Here is an 18,933-nt window from a genome sequence, read left to right as displayed (position 1 = left end):
GCCAACTCTCCTATTGATAAGGTCAATCAATAGGTGCTGGGTTTACATAGTCTAGGGCTTATTCGTAGCCTAATCGAAATACTTCCACTTTTTCGGCTATGCCTTGCTGTGATGTAACACAAAACAAGTTCGAGCAACAAATGTAACGTTTTCTTAAACAATGATCTAATCAAATTTAGATCTCACTTTAAACAAGATGCTACAGATTGAGGTGTGGGCAGTGAATCAAGCTAATCAGTTATCAGTATTTAGATGGTCATGTCAGACTATAAGTATATTTAGACAAAAATTTTATATTTTGTGTTTGAGTGAAACGTGTCCTTTAGTCTTGGATAAGCAGATTTTTGTGAAATAAATGGATTATTTACTCCACTGGCAAAGCGTTCACTTTATTCAACTAGGTCTCATGTTAGAGTGTCTACAAGCGATAACTCACCACTAAGAATCAAGCATGGCCTCAGAAACAGCACTCAATGAAACCATCGAGAGACTTATCGAGCAATATAATCAAGGTCAAGTAAACTTGGTATTAAAACAAGCTCAAGCACTCTCTCTACAGCACCCGAATAACAGCATGATTTGGAATATTCTAGGTGTGGCAAGTAAAAGTGTGGGAGAGATGGATCAGGCTCTTGAAGCATTTGAGCAGGTTATCGACTTATGCCCTGAAAATGTTGGCGGCTATAATAATTTAGCTGTCGTGCTTAGAGATAAAGGTAAACTTCAAGAAGCACTTGGGTATTATCAAAAGGCATTGGCACTCAAGCCTGATTACGCAGAAGCGCATAACAACAAAGGCGTGGTACTTAGAGACCTTGGCAATCAAAAAGACGCTGTAAAAGCTTATCAGCAAGCGCTTACAATAAACCCAGATTATGCAGAAGCGCATAATAACTTGGGCATTATCTTTCAAGAACAAGACAAGCTAAAGCAAGCGTACGAATGTTATATGAAGGCTTTATCACTGAAACCAAACCACGTTGAAGCCTATGATAACTTAGGAGCGGTACTTGAAAAACAAGATAAGCCAGAGCTGGCGGTCATGGCATATCAAAAAGCCCTCACCTTAGACCCACACATGAAATCTGTAAGGCTAAAAAAGCTATATCAACAAGCAAGGCTTTGCGATTGGCCCGCCATGGAGGAAGACATACCTAAGGTTGAAACTCTCGGCATCCAAGGTAAAGCCGTCTCTCCTTTCGCAGCACTAACCTTTGAAGACTCACCACTAAGACATCGACTTCGTTCTGAACAATTCGTTAAATCCAAACACCTAGTGTGCGATTTACCACAGATAGCCAAGCCGAACCAAAAACCCAGTCGACTTCGCATTGGCTATTTCAGCGCTGATTTTCATGACCACGCCACCATGCATCTCATGTCTAAAGTCTTTGCCCTGCACGACAGAGAAAAGTTCGATGTCTACGCTTATTCTTTTGGCCCTAATACGGGTGATGATATCAGGAAGAAAGCGCCTGACTTATTTGATGTTTTTCATGATGTAGCTAAGTTAAGCGACCTAGAGATCGCAAAACTTGCAAGAAAAGATAGGATTGATATTGCGGTTGATCTTAAAGGCCATACCCGAGATGGGCGTTTAGGTATTTTTGCCAAGCGGCCAGCAGCGTTGCAAATCAGCCATGTTGGCTACCCTGGCACAACTGGTGCTGACTTTATCGACTATCTCATCGCCGATTCATACCTTATCCCGCAAGAGCAAAGGCCCTATTATACCGAGAATATTATTTATCTACCCAACAGCTACCAACCCAATAATAACACTCGCCTAATCCCTATATGTTCATCGACTAGACAAGAGTTGGGTTTGCCCGATAAAGGGCTCGTCTTTTGCTGCTTCAACAGCCCATATAAACTCTCCCCCAAAGAATTTGATATCTGGATGAATGTATTAAAAAAGGTAAAAGGAAGTGTTCTTTGGCTGTTTAGCAACAATCCCCATGTGCAAAGAAATCTAAAGCAGCATGCCGAGCAAAGAGGTGTAAATAGTGAACGCTTGATCTTCGCCAAGCCTTTGCAACAAGAGGAACATTTAGCCAGATATCAACATGCTGATATTTTCTTAGATACCTTCAATGTCAATGCTCATACAACGGCAAGCGATGCGCTTTGGGCTGGTGTCCCTGTCGTCACCAAATCAGGACAAGGCTTTGCTGCCAGAGTCTCGACAAGCTTGCTGCATGCTGTAGGATTGCCTGAACTTGTCACACATACAAATGAAGAGTATCTGCAGGTAATTTTGCAACTCGCTAACAAGCCTGAAAAACTTGCAGAAATCAAACAAACTCTTACTAGCCAACCAATGTCTAAACCATTATTTGATACTGAGCGATATACTCAAAATTTAGAGAAAGCTTATATCATGGCTTATCAAGATTATTTTGACCAAAAATCTTACACAGATATTTGGGTGAAGGAACAATAGTTTATAAGACAAAACAAAAAATCCCTCAAACACAAAGTTTAAGGGATTTTAAGATTAGTAAGTGTTCATGATTGGGAGGTTTATTTTTTCACCACATCATCACGGTACATCTCTTCAATCTCATCTTGGTATTTCTCGTTGATGACTTTACGACGAAGCTTTTGCGTCGGAGTCAGCTCACCGGCATCCATTGAAAACGCTTTAGGTAGCAACTTAAATTTCTTTACCTGCTCAAATTTTGCTAATTCCTTTTGCAGATCATTTACCCTACGTTCAAGCATTTCAACAACTTGGTGATGCTTGATCAATTCGATACGATCTTGGTACTTAATGTTCAGCTCTTTCGCATACGCTTCAAGGCTATCAAAACAAGGCACAATGAGAGCAGAAACGAACTTACGAGTATCAGCAATAATGGCCACTTGTTCAAAGAAATGATCCTTGCCGATCGTCCCTTCGACAAGCTGAGGCGCAATATATTTACCACCTGATGTTTTCATTAGCTCTTTGATACGATCGGTAATAAACACATTACCTTCATCATCTATGTGGCCCGCATCGCCCGTTTTTAAAAAGCCCAACTCGTCAAATGACTCTGCCGTTTCCTTGGGCATTTTGTAATAACCGCGCATCACCATTGGCCCACGAACCAAAATTTCATTATTGGTTCCAATTTTAACCTCAGCACCTGGCATGGATATGCCTATTGATTGTGGGTGGAAACAATCATCAGCCCAACAAGAGACGGTGGCGGTGGTTTCTGTCATTCCATAGCCAAGCTTTATATTAATGCCAATTGCATGAAAAAAACGACCAATCGCTTCATCTAATTTGGCCCCGCCGCATGGCATAAAATTGATCTGGCCCCCCAGCAAAGCACGCAATTTAGACAACACCATACTATCTGCAAGCTGATGAAACTTTCGCAGCATAAAGGAGGGTGCTCTGCCCTCTTGATGACACAAGGACATCTTAGCGCCCATATTTACAGCCCAAGTAAAGAGCAGTTTTTTAGTCATTGGCGCTTTTGATACCTTGTCATGAATGGCAGAAAATATTTTCTCATAGAAGCGAGGGACTGCGCACATAACCGTTGGTTTGATATCACTCAAGGCTTCACGAACCTGCATTGTATCTTGCAAGTAGCAATTGGTCGCTCCACGGTACAGAGTATAAAAACTCCAAGCGCGTTCAAAAACGTGAGATAAAGGAAGAAAGCACAGTGAAACATCATTATGGCTGAGTGTAAGCCTTTTATCGTGACCTTCGAGTTGCGAGGCGACATTACGATAATCTAGCATCACACCCTTAGGCTGCCCTGTCGTACCTGAGGTATATATAAGGGTAAGTAAGTCATCCAAATTGGCTTCGGCCAAACGCTGCTGAAGTTGTGCCTCGGGTGGATTTTGAGGACGGCCAACAAACTCCTGCCAAGTACAAGCAAAGCCATATTGGCCAAGATCGATGCCTTCTGACATTGTCACTATTAATTCTAATTTAGGACACTGGTCAAAAACGCTGACCGCTGCATCAAACTGAGATTGCTCTCCAACAAATAGGATGCGCACATCAGCATTATTGAGAATATAGCCTGCTTGATTGGCGGTATTAGTCGGATAAATAGGCACTGTAACCGCTCGAATTTGAAGAGAGGCGAGATCGGCAACGGTCCAATTAGGCATATTGTTAGCAAAAATACCAATCTTATCCTGAACCTCAATACCATGATCCAGTAGTGCTAGAGATAAGCTATCTAATTGAACACCAAACTCAGTCCAGCTAATACCTTGCCAAGCATCGCCCGATTTGTATTTAAGAGCGACTCGATCACCATTTTGACCTAACTGCTGACGAATTCTTTTAACAATATGAAAATCTATATAAGCCATATTCCTACCTTTCGCTTACGTATGTAAGCTTTCAGAGCGCACAAGTGTACATTTAGGTAAAAAAAAGGCAACTAGGGGGAATGAAAGTTGATATTTGAAATGTAAAGAACCTTGAATGGCGACAAACCATTCAAGGTTTTTAATGATAGTTAATTAGGCTTTTGCAACCACTTCGCCACAAATCATCATTAATTGGTCACGAAGCCAGATATGACCTTTGTCCTTCTCACTTGACTCGTGCCAGCTCAAGAAACCGCTGATTTTGGCATTTTCAAATGGGAAGTCGAGAATTTGCAACTGCTCTTTATTAGCTGCATTTTCGACCATCCAGCGAGGAGCGATGGTAACCAGCTCAGATTGACCCACTACATACAAAACATTGCTTAAGCTAGTTCCTTCGTAATATGCCTGTACGTCTAGGTCGCGGTAAGCTTGCTCTGAAAAACTGCGTTGCCCATGTACACGAGATAACTTAGCATGGCGTTCTTCTTTAAGCTGCTCTGCCGTGACACCTTGTTGAATACGAGGGTGCGATTTAGACACAACAACAACCAACTCATCTTGGAAGATTTCAGTGCTAGAAAAGCCTTGCTCATCGAAGCGAGCATAATCAACGACAAAATCAATTTCTTGGTAACGCATTCTTTCAGCCAACTGACGATCAAACTCTGCGTCTAAGTGAAGTTGTACATTAGGTGCCTGTTCATTAATCGTAGACATGATCTTCGGCGCAAAACGCATATCACAAGGGCTACAAATCGCCAGTTTGAACAAACGAGTAGAAGTTTCAGGAGAAAAAATAGAGCTTGGCAGTTCGTTACGGATTAATTGAAGTGCCTGACGAACGGGACCAAACAGTAAGCGCGCACGCTGGGTTGGTTGAATACCGCGCCCCTGACGCATAAATAGTTCATCGTTAAACATCACTTTTAGTCTGGCAACTGCGTTACTTACTGCAGGTTGTGACATACCTAAATTGTGTGCGGCGCGGGTAATATTTTGCTCCTGCATAACCGCATCAAATACAGTTAAAAGGTTTAAATCTACTCCACGGAGAGTACTTTCCATCCTGTAGCTGGCAATAGCACTCATAGATTCTTTTTTCTCAATCATCACGCAAGCCTCTTGTCTTGTATTCGTCAATGTAAATGTTTTTAAATCAATGTTGGTTGGGAATAGATAACCAGTTTTTCATTATATTTGCCCGTCCGATGTTTCACAGCGGAACCTTACTATCAACGAATCATTTATGTATTGGCAACCAGATTGATAATTAATCAGCATTTTTCACCTGAATGATAATTAAACCCAAACAAATCATATAGTTAAACAAAACATAAAAAAACATAAATTAGTATAAGTATAAAATTTTGAGTAATTAATTAAGTGGACCAATAGGTACTAAGTGACAAAAAGAATCATTTACAAGAAAAATAACTAAAGTTCAAACTACAAAACTAAGATTAATATTTGGTGTGATGACGCGTGACGCTTTGACAAAATAGGTAACCTTGTTTGGTTCTACAAATTAACTTTTACTCAAGTGATAGACACATTTCAATCACATCAGTTGGATGTCGCTCAAGTAGGCATGTTTCGGTCACCCTATCTCCCTAAAGTAGTTATAACCCTCAAACCATTCAGGAGAAGAATCGCTTAGCGGAAACCTAATTTCTGAAATTTTGTGTAACGCGAATCAAGGGTATTTATTCTAGGGTTAGTTAATAAATGCTATTTTGGGGGTTGACGTGTACATCAGAGTGCGGTACTAATTTGTTAATTAAATTTTGTGGTTAATTTAACGCCCTAAAGGATCCGTTAACAATGTCTAAGCATTTTTCAATTCTGCTGAGCCTCCTCCTTATCGTGACCAAATCGCGCGGGTAGGCTGTGGAAGAAAAATAACCACAACAAGATTTAAAAGCCCGCATCGAAATGCGGGCTTTTTTGTAGGTCGATACCGGAAGAAAACGATTCACTGTGTGAGCATAACAATATCAGGAAGGAAGCAAACATGAATGATCAGGTCATTATTTTCGACACCACGTTACGTGATGGCGAGCAAGCATTGTCAGCAAGCTTGACAGTTAAAGAAAAACTGCAGATTGCTTATGCGCTTGAAAGGCTAGGTGTCGATGTTATTGAAGCTGGCTTTCCAGTCTCCTCTCCCGGCGATTTTGAATCCGTACAAACCATTGCAAAACACATAAAGAATAGCCGAGTTTGTGCACTTTCCCGCGCAGTCGCCAAAGATATTGATGCAGCAGCGGAAGCGTTAAAAGTCGCGGACCAGTTTAGAATTCACACGTTTATTTCTACTTCAACAATCCATGTCGAGGACAAATTACGTCGCAGCTATGATGACGTCGTAGAAATGGCGGTAAAAGCCGTCAAACACGCTCGCCAATATACTGATGATGTCGAGTTTTCTTGTGAAGATGCCGGCAGAACACCGATTGATAACTTATGTCGCATGGTTGAAGCGGCAATCAATGCTGGCGCGAGTACAATCAATATACCCGATACTGTTGGCTACACAGTTCCAAATGAGTTTGGCGGCATTATTCAAACCTTGTTCAACCGTGTCCCCAACATTGATAAAGCCATTATTTCAGTACACTGTCATGATGACTTGGGCATGTCTGTAGCGAACTCAATTGCCGCCGTTCAAGCAGGTGCTCGCCAAATAGAAGGGACCATCAATGGTATTGGAGAGCGCGCGGGCAACTGCTCTCTAGAAGAAGTTGCTATGATCATTAAAACTCGTCAAGAATTGCTTGGCGTTCATACGGGTCTTAAACATGACGAGATTCACCGCACCAGTAAGCTCGTCAGTCAGCTTTGCAATATGCCAATTCAAAGCAACAAAGCCATTGTAGGAGCCAATGCATTTAGTCACTCTTCAGGCATTCACCAAGATGGGATGCTAAAAAATAAAAATACCTATGAAATTATGACGCCTGAATCTATTGGACTAAAAAATCAAGCGCTAAACCTAACTAGTCGAAGCGGCCGAGCTGCAGTGAAAAGTCATATGGACAGCATGGGCTACAAAGAAGACGAATACAATTTAGATGCTTTGTATGAGGACTTCTTGAAATTGGCTGACCGCAAAGGACAAGTGTTTGATTATGATCTAGAAGCTTTAATGCATTTCTCTAATCTTCGCGAAGAAGATGACTTTTTCAAACTTAACTATCTAAGCGTTCAATCTGGCAGCGTAATGGCAACGACTAGCATAAAATTGCAATGTGGCGATGAAGAAAAATCAGAAGCCGCCGTCGGTAACGGCCCTGTCGATGCGCTTTATCAGTGTATCTACCGAGTGACTGGGTATGATATCGTGCTAGACAAGTTTGACCTTACCGCTAAAGGCGAGGGTGAAGACGGTCTGGGTCAAGCGGATATCATTGCCAACTATAAAGGTCGTAAGTATCACGGCACTGGCATGTCAACAGATATAGTAGAAGCATCAGGACAAGCTTTACTTCATGTGATCAACAGTATCCACCGTGCGGATCAAATCGAACAAATCAAACAGAAAAAGATCGCCACTGTATAAATAAAATCTAGGGGTCTAAGTCACCCCTAGCAATAAGTATTAATTTTAAGGAAGCTCATGACAAACAAATCATACAAGGTCGCCGTTTTATCAGGAGACGGGATTGGACCAGAAGTAATGGCACAGGCCAACAAGGTGCTAGATGCCATCGAGAAGAAACATTCGATTACTTTTCATCGTTCCGAGCATGACGTCGGTGGCATTGCTATCGATAATCATGGATGTCCACTTCCAGCAAGTACAATCAAAGCTTGCGAAGAGTCAGACGCAATACTGTTTGGTTCCGTAGGTGGCCCTAAATGGGAACATTTGCCACCCAACGATCAACCTGAACGCGGCGCCCTTCTTCCCTTGCGTAAGCACTTTCAGCTATTTTGTAACTTGCGCCCTGCTCAAATACATCAAGGTCTAGAGAACTTTTCTCCACTACGCGCTGATATTTCACAGCGTGGCTTTGATATCGTCGTGGTGCGCGAGCTAACCGGTGGTATCTACTTTGGCCAACCTAAAGGCCGAGAAGGCGAAGGAGCCAATGAGAAAGCTTTCGATACCGAGGTTTATCATAGATTCGAGATTGAACGTATCGCTAAAATTGCTTTTGAGTCAGCTCGCCTGCGCGATAAAAAAGTCTGCTCTATTGATAAAGCGAACGTTCTACAAAGCTCTATCTTGTGGCGCGAAGTGGTTGAAGAAGTTGCTAAAGATTACCCCGATGTCAGTCTATCTCATATGTACATCGACAACGCGACCATGCAGCTAATCAAAGACCCATCACAATTTGATGTGATGCTGTGCTCTAACATCTTTGGCGATATTATCTCGGATGAATGCGCAATGATCACAGGTTCGATGGGAATGCTACCTTCAGCGAGCTTAAATGAAAGTAAGTTTGGTTTGTACGAACCCGCTGGTGGCAGTGCTCCTGATATTGCGGGTAAAAACATTGCTAATCCCGTAGCGCAAATCCTGTCTGCCGCTCTAATGCTCAGATACAGCTTAGGTGAAGAAGGCGCGGCCCAAGACATAGAGTCAGCGGTATCAAAAGCACTCTCTACTGGCGAGCTAACGGCCGACTTAGCCGGTGACAGGCCAGCTCTCTCGACTGCAGAGATGGGCGACAAAATAGCAGAGTACATTTTAAATTCATAAAATAATTATTCGCTCCTGATAAGCCGTTGTCAGGAGCAAAAACAGGAAAGCAATGATGGGCAAAACACTGTACGAGAAAGTCTACGACGCACACGTGGTCGTAGCAGCAGAGGGTGAAAACCCAATTTTGTATATTGATCGACATTTAGTTCACGAAGTGACCTCACCTCAAGCTTTCGATGGCTTACGTGAAAAAGGGCGCCAAGTGCGCCAAGTGAGTAAAACGTTCGCCACCATGGACCACAACGTTTCGACTACAACTAAGGACATTAATGCCTCTGGTGAAATGGCGCGTATCCAGATGGAAACGCTTTCTAAAAACTGCAAAGAGTTTGGCGTAACCCTTTATGATATTAACCACAAATATCAAGGTATTGTGCATGTTATGGGCCCAGAGCTAGGTATCACTCTCCCTGGAATGACCATTGTATGTGGCGACTCCCATACTGCAACTCATGGCGCATTTGGTTCTTTAGCCTTTGGTATAGGTACGTCTGAAGTCGAGCATGTACTTGCGACTCAAACACTAAAGCAAGCTCGCGCCAAAACCATGAAAATTGAAGTCAAAGGTAAAGTTTCTCCTGGTATTACTGCAAAAGACATAGTATTGGCCATCATAGGAGAAACCACGGCGGCTGGCGGCACAGGTTATGTGGTTGAGTTCTGCGGAGAAGCGATTACCGACCTTTCCATGGAAGGCCGAATGACAGTTTGTAACATGGCCATCGAACTGGGCGCTAAAGCTGGCTTAATTGCACCCGATGAAACAACATTTAAATACATCAAAGATCGTAAGTTCTCTCCGCAAGGCGACGACTTTAACGCTGCGGTAGAGTATTGGAAGACTCTTAAAACCGATGATGATGCCAAGTTTGATGCCGTAGTTACGCTTAACGCGGCCGACATCAAGCCTCAAGTTACCTGGGGGACAAACCCTGGACAAGTAATTGCTGTCGACCAACCGATTCCCACACCGGACAGTTTCGCTGATCCTGTTGAAAAAGCCTCTGCCGAAAAAGCACTCGCCTACATGGGACTAACAGCAGGTAAGGCTTTGTCCGACTACTCGGTTGACAAAGTCTTCGTTGGATCTTGTACCAACTCACGTATCGAAGACATGCGCGCAGCAGCAGCGGTTGCTAAAGGCCGCAAAGTTGCCTCTCACGTTCAAGCATTGATTGTACCGGGTTCTGAGCAAGTTAAGGCACAAGCAGAAGCAGAAGGTTTGGATACTATTTTTAAAGATGCAGGCTTTGAATGGCGTCTTCCAGGCTGCTCTATGTGTCTGGCAATGAATAACGATCGTCTAGGACCTGGGGAGCGCTGCGCGTCTACATCAAACCGAAACTTTGAGGGTCGCCAGGGCCGTGATGGTCGAACCCACTTAGTCAGCCCAGCAATGGCAGCAGCAGCGGCCATCGCAGGTCACTTTGTCGATATTCGTGATTTAGATTGAGGAGAATCTTAAATGTCAGGTTTTAAACAACACACAGGCGTAGTGGTTCCTCTTGATGCGGCCAATGTCGACACAGATGCGATCATCCCAAAACAATTTCTGCAAAAGGTGTCTCGCCTAGGCTTTGGTAAACACCTTTTCCATGATTGGCGATTTTTGGATGATGCAGGAGAGCAGCCAAATCCTGAATTTGTCATGAATCAAGCTCGATATCAAGGCGCTTCAATTTTACTGGCGCGTGAGAACTTTGGCTGTGGTTCATCAAGAGAGCATGCCCCTTGGGCTCTGGCGGATTACGGCATCAAAGCTATGATAGCTCCAAGCTTTGCCGACATATTCTATGGTAACTCAATCAATAACCAAATGGTTCCAGTAAGACTTACTGAGCAGCAAGTCGACGAGATTTTCCAATTCGTAGAGGAAAACGAAGGGGCGCAAGTTGAGGTTGACTTAGAGGCCAATTTAGTTCGAGCCAATGATAAAGAGTATTCATTTGAAATTGATGAATTTCGCAGACATTGCCTGCTAAATGGACTCGATAATATCGGCTTGACCCTGCAACATGAAGACAAGATTGCTGATTATGAGACTAAGATACCCTCATATCTAAAGTAAGCTTCTGCCTATAAAAGCTGGTTAACGCCAGCTTTTTTCTTTTTGAAAGTTCTTAATCAGATAGTCGGTCTTAACTCATATCGCTGTGATTAATAGGACTGAACATGAAATTCTTTCTTCCCTTACTTCTCGCTATCGTATCTTTTAGCACCTTTAGCGCGCCTAAATCAGAACTTTGGCCTTATTGGAACAAAAGTAATGAGTCCAGCGCTGCGGTCATTGATCATCAAGCTTGGCAACAACTTCTCGATCAGTATTTAGTCAGTAAAAGCGACTACACCCTATTTAAATATTCATCGGTCAGCGAAAGAGATAAGCAAGTGCTTACCAATTATCTTGAAAGATTGTCCAAAACAGACCCTCTTTCGCTCAATAAAGCACAGCAATATGCTTATTGGGTCAACCTGTATAATGCGATTACCGTTAAGCTGATATTGGACGACTATCCGGTCAAATCGATTACCAAACTTGGCGGCTTGTTTAGTTTTGGGCCATGGGGTGATGATGTGATCACCATCAATGGGAAAACTCTAACACTAAACGATATCGAGCACCGAATTTTGCGCCCTATTTGGCAAGATCCTAGGACTCACTATGCAGTGAACTGTGCAAGTTTAGGCTGCCCTAACCTGCAACATAAAGCGTTCACAGCAGACAACACGGAAACACTGCTAGAACAAGCAGCGAAAAGCTTTATCAATAGTGATAAAGGGGTACTACTCAATGACAATGGTGCTCAACTCTCTTCCATCTATGATTGGTTTAGTGAAGATTTTGGCGATAAGTCTCAGCTTATCAAACATTTGAGTCAATACAGGCCAGATTTAGGCACCTTAAGTGGCAAGATCAGCTACGACTATGATTGGTCACTCAATGAAGCCAAATAGGACTAAAACGGATTGGTAGTGCGCCTACCAATCCTTCACGCAGGATATCAGGTGGTTATCCAGTTGAACGTTATTTTTCCAAAATAACAAAACGCATATTGTAAGCATTTTTCTCATCTGCTAGGTAAGTTTCAGAGTAAGTTTCTTTAAAGTCATGGCTCCATTTAGGGAAGAAAGTATCTCCTGATAGCTCAGCTTCAACAAAGGTGATATAGAGTTTATCAGCCAAAGGCAAACACTCTTTATAGATACTACCGCCACCAATAATCATCACTTCATGACAATCACTGGCTTCTGCTAAGGCGCTATCGAGTGATGACACTATGGTCACACCATGCGATGAAAACTCAGGATTTCTGGTGATCACAATATTACGGCGATCAGGTAAAGGCCTGCCAATAGATTCAAAGGTTTTGCGGCCCATAATCACAGGCTTACCTATGGTGTGCTTTTTGAACCAAGTAAAATCAGCAGGCAAGTGCCAAGGCATTGCGTTGTCATTGCCTATAACGTGCGGACTATCTTTTCCAATACTACTGTTGCCCGCGAGAGCAGCAATCATGCTAATAACCACAATCAAATACCTTAAGAACTAAAGTGAGAAAGGATTATACCTTAATAGAATGATAGGACAATCTCCGATATAAAGTAGTCACACTGTAGACTTACGGAGATAAAACAACAATCCCTTACACGCTAAGTCAATAAATAAATGGACAGGAAGTTCTCACAAAAAAGCCGCCATGTCAGCGACATAGCGGCTTGATAATGAAACTTGGGTTAATCTCGAACATAGACGACATGGCCGTCGTCATCTTCGTCGTCCCAGTCATCCAAATCGTCGTCATCTTCGGTGATCACATTTTTACCGGCCATGGCATCTTTGTGGTAATCATCCCACATGAAATCGACTTTTTCTTCCTCACTCACTTGCTCTTCTTCGCGAGGTAATTTCTCCATAAAGTCAGCCAGCTTGTAGCAAAGCTCTTTAGTACCTTGTTTATTCACTGCTGAAATTTTGTAGTAATCCTCTTCCCACCCCAAGGCGTCAAGAATGTTTTGGATAATTTCATCCGCTTCTTCTGCAGGCATAAGATCAACTTTATTGAAGATCAACCAGCGAGGCTTATCTGCCAATTTCTCACTGTATTGCTCAAGCTCATCGATAATAGTCAGTGCATTCTGCACCGGATCAGATTGATCAATGGGCATAATATCGATCATATGCAAAAGAACACGGCAACGCTCAAGGTGTTTTAAGAAACGGATCCCAAGACCAGCGCCATCTGCTGCCCCTTCGATAAGACCTGGAATATCAGCCACAACAAAACTTTTCTCTGGGACAACACTCACCACACCAAGACTTGGGATCAAAGTGGTAAATGGGTAGTCTGCCACCTTAGGCTTAGCAGCAGACACAGCACGTATAAAGGTTGATTTACCTGCGTTAGGTAAACCTAACATACCGACATCGGCTAAAAGCAGCAGCTCTAACCTAAGCTCTCTGACTTCACCTTTGGTTCCCAATGTTTTTTGACGAGGAGCACGATTAACGGAAGATTTGAAACGAGTGTTACCCAGTCCATGCCAGCCACCTTTAGCCACCATCACTTTTTTACCGTGCCCCGCCACTTCGGCAACAATTTCATTGGTATGTATATCAACAGCGCGCGTACCCACAGGAACACGCAATACCTTGTCTTTACCACGCTTACCAGTGCAGTTGCCGCCGCGACCATTTTCTCCACGCTCTGCTTCATAGAAGCGCTGGAAACGGTAATCAATCAAAGTATTAAGGTTCTCATCGGCTTGAATGTATATATCACCACCATCACCACCGTCACCACCATCGGGGCCACCCTTTGCAACAAATTTCTCTCGCCAGAAACTTACCACACCGTTACCACCGTCTCCGGCTTGAACCTTAACTACCGCTTCATCAACGAATTTCATCTCTTACTCCGCCCACATGCTACATCTCGTAGTCGTGTTGCAAACCTCATCCATAGAGTAAATTGACCCAATATGAATGATATAAATTCTAGCAGATGACGATCTGGGAACGCTTGTGCGCACTCAAGTTGCTTCTGCTTATCAGGAAATATACTAAGGCACTTTAGAAAAAAAACCTTAGTATCAACTCCCTAACACCATAAATAAAAAACCCCGCCAAACTGGCAGGGCTTTTGAATTCAGCTAGAAACCTAATTCTTGCTCTTAGCGAGATTACTCTGCTTCGATGCTTACGAACTTACGGTTCTTAGGACCTTTAACTTCAAACTTCACTTTACCTTCAGTAAGAGCGAATAGAGTGTGGTCTTTACCAATGCCTACGTTTGTACCAGCATGGAACTTAGTGCCACGTTGACGAACAATGATGTTACCTGCAAGAACAGATTCACCACCGAAACGTTTAACACCAAGGCGTTTGCTTTCTGAATCGCGGCCGTTACGAGTAGAACCACCAGCTTTTTTGTGTGCCATTGTTAAGCTCTCCTAATCAATTAAGCGTTGATACCAGTGATCTTCACTTCAGTGAACCACTGACGATGACCCTGTTGCTTACGAGAGTGCTTACGACGACGGAACTTAACGATTTTAACTTTATCGCCACGACCGTGTTGTACAACTTCAGCAACTACCTTGCCGCCCTCAACAAGAGGAGCGCCAACTTTAACGTCTTCACCGTTAGCAACCAAAAGAACCTTATCGAACTCTACAGTTGCACCTGTTTCTACGTCTAATTTCTCTAAACGAAGAGTTTGACCTTCGCTTACACGGTGTTGTTTACCACCAGATTGGAAAACAGCGTACATATCTTACTCCGCTTTTTCCGCACAGCCTTATGCGTATTTTATGCATTATGGGTGTGCGCTAAACTAATCATCAATAGGGCGCAGATTCTACAGAAGAGATGCACCTATGACAAGCCATATTTTTAAAAAGTTGGCGAAAAGCTAATCGCCAAATAAAAGTGGGGCAATCATGCCTTTTAGACGTGTATTTATCAACGTTTTTTAGTGTATCATCCAGCGATAAAAATAATAAAAGACCTTAAAGATTCTAACTTCACTCGGATTTACAATGGATTTTAAAACTATCCAAACACTCACTGCCGACGACATGGCAAAAGTGAATGAAACAATTCTGGCCCAGCTCAATTCTGAAGTTTCCTTAATCAATCAGCTTGGGTTCTATATCGTAAGTGGTGGTGGCAAACGCATTCGTCCTCTTTTAGCCGTGTTATCAGCCCGTGCTCTGGGCTATCAAGGACAAGATCACACAACTGCTGCAGCCTTTATTGAATTTATACACACCGCCACTTTGCTCCATGATGATGTGGTTGATGAGTCAGACATGAGACGTGGCAAAGCGACAGCAAATGCTGCTTTTGGTAACGCTGCTAGTGTCCTAGTCGGCGATTTTATTTATACCCGCTCTTTCCAGATGATGACAGAGTTAGGCTCGATGCGTATCCTCAAGTTAATGAGCGATGCTGTGAATATCATCGCCGAAGGTGAAGTGTTACAGCTGATGAACTGTAATGATCCAAACACGACCGAAGATTCTTACATGCAGGTTATCTACTCAAAGACTGCTCGTCTATTTGAAGCGGCTACCCAAATAGGAGCCATACTCAATAGCGCGACAGATGAAATAGAAATCGCCTTGAAAAATTATGGCAAGTATCTGGGCACTGCATTCCAATTAATCGATGATGTGATGGATTACACCTCTGATGGAAAAGAGATGGGCAAAAATGTCGGAGACGATCTCGCTGAAGGTAAGCCAACCCTGCCACTCATCCGTGCAATGAGTATAGGTAATGGTGAGCAAAGAGAAATGATCAGAGAAGCCATCGAGAAAGCCAATGGTATGGAGAAACTCGATGCGATCATGGAAGCACTAACCGAGACGGGAGCTTTAGACTACACAAGGCAGAAAGCTTATCAAGAAGCAGACAAAGCCATCGCGGAGCTAAGCGTGCTACCTGACTCCCCCTACAAGCAAGCATTAGTGGCGCTTGCACATATGTCGGTACATCGCACAACATAGTACAAATGTAGATAACGGGAACATAACGTTCCCGTCTTCTACTATACTAAGCAGCAATGCGAAGGTTTACTGACTAGAGGATGCTAACTTTAACAAAGTCTTTGCCTTGTTTTGGTTAGTAATACATCTTCCCCCCGCTTTTTTCAAATTAGCAGCAAATTGATTGCCGATAAAATGCGGTAGGATATTTTGCGAGCAAACTATTTGTTATGTCTAGCAACAATGAAGCGTTTCACCGTTAACCTTTAATAAGTCACAAATAATTTACCCACCATTACTTTATTGTTCAAATGGGTACAGTCAGATTGTGATTACCCAACTCAAAGTACTCTCACCGCATCAACGTCAATCTTAGTGGCACCTATTAGCTTTTTATCGACCTCGCCGGAAATCTGCACCTGAGTCTCGGGTGTTGCCTTTTGACCCAACCATTTATCATGGTCAATCTCGATAGAAATTTCCGCAGTACCATCAGTGAAGGTATACATTTCCCCGCCTAACGAAGCTTTTATTTTTCCAGTTAAGGTTACTGGAGTATCATCACTGGCATCGATCGCTTGTTGAACAGTTGAGATACCTTGATTAGGACCACTAAATCCTACATTACTTTGCGGCCCTTCAAAACCTTGAGCATAGAGAGTGGCAGATGCCGAAAGTGCCAAAACAGAGATAATTAATTTCGTTTTCATTTTTACTTCCTACTTTGTCATAAGTGTGTTCAATCTAACTTTCAATGACTGAATGGAAGATGAATAACTCTGTCATATTTGACTTATTTATCATTTTACTAGTGAGACCATATTAGAAAGGTGCTCACTTTGGCATCCCTCATCTGCTTACTTACTCCTTTAACTTTGAAGTTTTTACTCAAAAAAATTGAAAACACGGATAAAACTGACAAAAACAATCACAAAAGACATATAAATCAACAAAAAACAAAACAGAGAGAATCAAATTACATTAATGTTCTCTTTTTGAGAACAATAAATATTTATAATGTTGTTTACATTATTGATATATATGTTAGCTTGCAATAAATGAAAGTTATCAATTAATGGTGGATTTAATAGGTAGAACCAATCAATCTGTAAAGAAATTTAACTTTACAGGCTCCATCAGAAACTATTGTAAGGTGTTGTATGCGCGATTTTTATTACCATAATTCGGTCAAAGCAAGCTTGATCATTTTTGCAACATTACTGATGCTAGTAAAAAGTCATGCGGCTACTCAACCGCTCAGTACTAAGATCGATCAAAACAACCGTCGCGCGCTACAAGAAAACCAACGTCAGCTAAATAAGCAATTACAACCAAAACCAACACCGGGCACTTCGGAAGAAGGACTTAAAGAAGTTACTGCTGAGGGAAACCCAGTATTACAGGAAACTTCTCAGTGCTTACCTATAACAGGTGTTTATGTTACTGAGACAAAACTCCTATCACCAAAAGACTTTGCCAAACTTACCCCAATAGCTAGTGACTGCATCATGGCTGAAGACGTTAATCGCTTAATACGCGAGTTGACAGGCCTTTATATTAGCAAGGGCTATGTCACTGCTCGTATAGTACTTCTTCAACCTGGTATATACGGTGAGCTCGGATTAGAAATTATTGAAGGTAAAGTCGAAGGTATTATCGGCGCCAGTGAAACGGTTAACATTGATACTCTTTTCCCTGATTTAGTCGGTCAGCCTTTAAACCTAAGAGATTTAGAACAGGGTCTTGACCAAGCCAATCGCTTGCAAAGCAATAAAGTTTCAATGCGTTTGCTACCTGGTGAATACCGTGGTGGAACGGTTGTCGAGTTAATCAACCCACCCGCTTCTCGCTGGAGCAGCAGTGCCAGTATTGACAACTATGGACAAAAAAGTACTGGGCGAGAAGTATTCCGCGCATTAACTGTATATTCAAGCCCATTTGGCATGTCGGACTATATTAGCTTCAGCGGCTCTACCACGATGGAATCCAATCCCGAGGTTTATAGCCGATCAGTATCAGCGCTCTACTCTGTCCCTTATGGATACTGGACTCTAAGTAGCTATGGTTTTTATTCCGGCTACTCTACAGAAAGTAAGGGAACTAACGCTACCATTAATCTTCATGGCTGGTCTTCAATGTTAGGTTTGCGCCTTGACAGAACCATAAACCGTGACGGTAACCAAATAAATACGGTTAGTGGACAAATCAATTATAAGCAAGCCAAAAACTTTGCAGAAAACATCTTGTTTAAGATCAACTCTCAAGATCTTACGGTTTTATCACTTGACTACTCCCACCTACGAATTCTGTCTGCTGGTGTAGTTAGTGCAGGAGTAGGGATTGATAGAGGAACGTCTCTTTTCGGAGCACAAACCGAAAGTACAGCAGTTGATGAACACTTTACGAAACTGCGAGGCAATATTACTACCTCTTATTACTTCAAGATGTTGGACAACACTTATCTTTATCGAAACCGTCTTGTAGGGCAATTCTCTTCGCACAAACTCCCCGGCGTAGAATGGATAGGCATCTCAGATAGTAGTGCAGTGCGTGGACTGGATATCAATAATTTGTCGTCAGCTGATGGCTGGTACTTACGTAATACCCTCTCGCGCGATATTAACGTGACAGAGTGGACACTCACTCCACGTCTCGGACTGGATTATGGTCAAGTCGATACGGGTATTGACCAAGGTGGGTTCGATAAAGCCGTTGGTGTCAGTGTTGGTCAACGCGTGACATATCAACAAGCAAGTTTTGATTTGGAGGTTAGTAAAGCTTGGATACTTAATTCACCAGAATACAAACAGGAAAGTGTATTGGTGCTTGCTCGTCTCGGGCTGAAGTTTTAGACCTGCATCACATCGCAGTTCTATAAGAGATTTACGAGGTAATAT

Annotated in this window: 15 protein-coding genes; 8 read left to right on the top strand and 7 right to left on the bottom strand. The window is 42.6% G+C overall.

The annotated features are described in order from the left end of the window. Positions 1-451 precede the first annotated feature (451 nt). Positions 452-2,443 (top strand): O-linked N-acetylglucosamine transferase, SPINDLY family protein, encoded by a 1,992-nt coding sequence (locus FIV01_RS02265; protein WP_152429545.1) that lies wholly within the window; start codon positions 452-454, stop codon positions 2,441-2,443. An 80-nt stretch (positions 2,444-2,523) separates the two neighbouring features. Here FIV01_RS02265 and FIV01_RS02260 read toward each other — a convergent pair whose 3' ends face one another. Both FIV01_RS02260 and leuO read right to left on the bottom strand, forming a co-directional pair. Next, complete coding sequence (locus FIV01_RS02260) at positions 2,524-4,332, bottom strand: AMP-dependent synthetase/ligase (protein ID WP_152429544.1); 1,809 nt, start codon at positions 4,330-4,332, stop codon at positions 2,524-2,526. A 153-nt stretch (positions 4,333-4,485) separates the two neighbouring features. Continuing rightward, positions 4,486-5,445, bottom strand: a complete 960-nt coding sequence (leuO, locus tag FIV01_RS02255; protein ID WP_152429543.1) for a transcriptional regulator LeuO — start codon at positions 5,443-5,445, stop codon at positions 4,486-4,488. Positions 5,446-6,346: 901 nt separating this feature from the next. Here leuO and leuA point away from each other — a divergent pair. The 5 genes from leuA (at position 6,347) to FIV01_RS02230 (ending at position 12,001) form a co-directional block, all read left to right on the top strand. Further along, positions 6,347-7,894 carry a 2-isopropylmalate synthase gene (gene leuA / locus FIV01_RS02250; protein WP_152429542.1) on the top strand — a complete coding sequence of 516 codons (1,548 nt, stop codon included), beginning with the start codon at positions 6,347-6,349 and terminating at the stop codon, positions 7,892-7,894. Positions 7,895-7,951: 57 nt separating this feature from the next. Beyond that, positions 7,952-9,043, top strand: coding sequence for a 3-isopropylmalate dehydrogenase (leuB, locus tag FIV01_RS02245; RefSeq protein ID WP_152429541.1), 1,092 nt, complete (start codon positions 7,952-7,954; stop codon positions 9,041-9,043). A 55-nt stretch (positions 9,044-9,098) separates the two neighbouring features. After that, the gene (gene leuC / locus FIV01_RS02240; protein WP_152431631.1) at positions 9,099-10,499 is read left to right on the top strand and encodes a 3-isopropylmalate dehydratase large subunit; all 1,401 of its coding nucleotides are present in this window, start codon (positions 9,099-9,101) and stop codon (positions 10,497-10,499) included. 12 nt (positions 10,500-10,511) lie between these two features. Then, positions 10,512-11,114, top strand: a complete 603-nt coding sequence (gene leuD, locus FIV01_RS02235; RefSeq protein ID WP_152429540.1) for a 3-isopropylmalate dehydratase small subunit — start codon at positions 10,512-10,514, stop codon at positions 11,112-11,114. 104 nt (positions 11,115-11,218) lie between these two features. Continuing rightward, positions 11,219-12,001 carry a DUF547 domain-containing protein gene (locus FIV01_RS02230; protein WP_152429539.1) on the top strand — a complete coding sequence of 261 codons (783 nt, stop codon included), beginning with the start codon at positions 11,219-11,221 and terminating at the stop codon, positions 11,999-12,001. A 70-nt stretch (positions 12,002-12,071) separates the two neighbouring features. Here FIV01_RS02230 and folA read toward each other — a convergent pair whose 3' ends face one another. From folA to rplU, 4 genes are all read right to left on the bottom strand, one after another. Beyond that, positions 12,072-12,575, bottom strand: a complete 504-nt coding sequence (folA, locus tag FIV01_RS02225; RefSeq protein ID WP_152429538.1) for a type 3 dihydrofolate reductase — start codon at positions 12,573-12,575, stop codon at positions 12,072-12,074. A gap of 206 nt (positions 12,576-12,781) precedes the next feature. Continuing rightward, a complete protein-coding gene (gene cgtA, locus FIV01_RS02220) occupies positions 12,782-13,954 on the bottom strand; it encodes an Obg family GTPase CgtA (protein WP_152429537.1) in 1,173 nt (390 codons plus the stop codon). 273 nt (positions 13,955-14,227) lie between these two features. Beyond that, complete coding sequence (gene rpmA, locus FIV01_RS02215; RefSeq protein WP_004409945.1) at positions 14,228-14,485, bottom strand: 50S ribosomal protein L27; 258 nt, start codon at positions 14,483-14,485, stop codon at positions 14,228-14,230. Between the two features lie 20 nt (positions 14,486-14,505). Next, complete coding sequence (gene rplU, locus FIV01_RS02210) at positions 14,506-14,817, bottom strand: 50S ribosomal protein L21 (RefSeq protein WP_008072988.1); 312 nt, start codon at positions 14,815-14,817, stop codon at positions 14,506-14,508. A 268-nt stretch (positions 14,818-15,085) separates the two neighbouring features. Between rplU and ispB the strand changes: the two genes are divergently transcribed. After that, positions 15,086-16,057, top strand: coding sequence for an octaprenyl diphosphate synthase (gene ispB, locus FIV01_RS02205; RefSeq protein WP_152429536.1), 972 nt, complete (start codon positions 15,086-15,088; stop codon positions 16,055-16,057). Between the two features lie 320 nt (positions 16,058-16,377). Here ispB and FIV01_RS02200 read toward each other — a convergent pair whose 3' ends face one another. Next, entirely contained in the window at positions 16,378-16,746 is a 369-nt protein-coding gene (locus FIV01_RS02200; RefSeq protein ID WP_152429535.1) for a NirD/YgiW/YdeI family stress tolerance protein, read from the bottom strand. A 450-nt stretch (positions 16,747-17,196) separates the two neighbouring features. Here FIV01_RS02200 and FIV01_RS02195 point away from each other — a divergent pair, with 450 nt between their 5' ends. Further along, positions 17,197-18,888 carry a ShlB/FhaC/HecB family hemolysin secretion/activation protein gene (locus FIV01_RS02195; protein WP_152429534.1) on the top strand — a complete coding sequence of 564 codons (1,692 nt, stop codon included), beginning with the start codon at positions 17,197-17,199 and terminating at the stop codon, positions 18,886-18,888. The last annotated feature ends 45 nt before the right edge of the window (positions 18,889-18,933 follow it).

Origin of the sequence: Vibrio aquimaris, from assembly GCF_009363415.1 — a bacterium.
Classification (GTDB): domain Bacteria; phylum Pseudomonadota; class Gammaproteobacteria; order Enterobacterales; family Vibrionaceae; genus Vibrio; species Vibrio aquimaris.
The sequence above is the reverse complement of the archived record's forward strand: the minus strand, read 5'-3'. Positions and strand labels throughout refer to the sequence as shown.